Origin of the sequence: Psychrobacter okhotskensis (assembly GCF_013248965.1) — a bacterium.
In the GTDB taxonomy this organism is placed as follows: Bacteria; Pseudomonadota; Gammaproteobacteria; order Pseudomonadales; family Moraxellaceae; genus Psychrobacter; species Psychrobacter okhotskensis.
Map to the genome: position 1 here is coordinate 1 of NZ_JABRVQ010000061.1, position 1,302 is coordinate 1,302.

At 45.1% G+C, this 1,302-nt stretch carries 1 protein-coding gene; it reads right to left on the reverse strand.

All coding sequences use genetic code 11. From position 1 onward, the window contains the following. Positions 1–31 precede the first annotated feature (31 nt). Positions 32–1,246 (reverse strand): IS256 family transposase, encoded by a 1,215-nt coding sequence (locus tag HQR03_RS14040; protein ID WP_173240651.1) that lies wholly within the window; start codon positions 1,244–1,246, stop codon positions 32–34. Positions 1,247–1,302 lie beyond the last annotated feature (56 nt).

Genomic DNA, 1,302 nt, shown 5'->3' on the forward strand with positions numbered 1-1,302 from the left:
GAGCCCATCCCAGATTCTGTGTAACTGCCCTTTAGATTAAATGCCTGCTTATACGATCATCAAACATAATCATAAAGCGATTTAAAGCAGACGTCCAGTTACGAATGGGCATAGACCACTTTTTGGATGCCTGCTGAGTTGCTAAATACACCACTTTGAATGCTGCCTGATCAGAGGGGAACACCTTACGCTTATTCACCGCTGTCCGAATCACGCTGTTTAAAGACTCAATAGCATTGGTGGTATAGATGGCTTTTCTGATGTCTTTCGGGTACTCAAAGAACACCGTTAAGCCCTCCCAGTTATTGCGCCAAGACTTAACCACGTGCGGATACTTATCGCCCCAATTCTCATCAAAGTGCTCAAGATTGGCCTCTGCTATCTCAAGCGTATCAGCGCCGTAGATGGCTTTTAAATCAGCCGCTACGGCCTTTTTGTCTGTCCAGGGTACAAACTTCATCGAATAGCGCACCATGTGTACAATACACAGCTGAACCTGTGCATTGGGATAGACCGTATTGATGGCATCAGGAAAGCCTTTTAGACCATCAACACAGGCAATGAGGATATCTTGTACGCCGCGGTTTTGTAGTTCAGTGAGAACACCCAGCCAGAACTTAGCGCCTTCATTCTCTGATAACCACATACCAAGCAGCTCTTTTTTACCGTTAAGGTTAACACCTAGGGCTAAGTAAATGGCTTTGTTGATGATCTGCTTGTCTTGACGTACTTTAACGACAATGCAGTCTAGGTAGACAATAGGATAGATGCTGCTCAGTGGCCTGTTCTGCCATGCGGTGATGTCATCTAAGAGGTTATCCGTGACTCTTGAGACAAGAGAGCTTGATATATCAACGTCGTAGATGTCTTTGATGGTTTCGACAATTTCAGTGGTGGTTTGACCCTTGGCATAAAACATGATTATTTTATCATCAAGGCCACTGATACGGGTTTGATGCTTACGCACTAACGCAGGTTCAAAGTCACCATCACGGTCTCTTGGGGTGGAGATCTCAAGCGCGCCGCTATCACTGCGGACGGTCTTTTTAGTGTGTCCGTTGCGCTTGTTTGGTTTATCTGCTTTCTCATGCTTGGGGTAGCCGAGATGGTCTTCCATCTCAGCCTCTAAGGCAGTATCGATAAAGGATTGCATGAGCTGCTTTTGGAAGTCTTTGATGTTATCAAAGCTTTTCATGCTACCAGCCATTTGCTCGGCCAGTTTTTTAATGTCAGATTGAGTAGTCATTGCTTATTCTCCGGTTAGTGGATTATAAGCAGTTACACAAAGTTTGGGAAACTCCC

Excerpts from the sequence above, each read along its gene's own strand:
- HQR03_RS14040 (WP_173240651.1), bottom strand. The coding sequence starts at position 1,246 with ATGACTACTCAATCTGACATTAAAAAACTGGCCGAGCAAATGGCTGGT.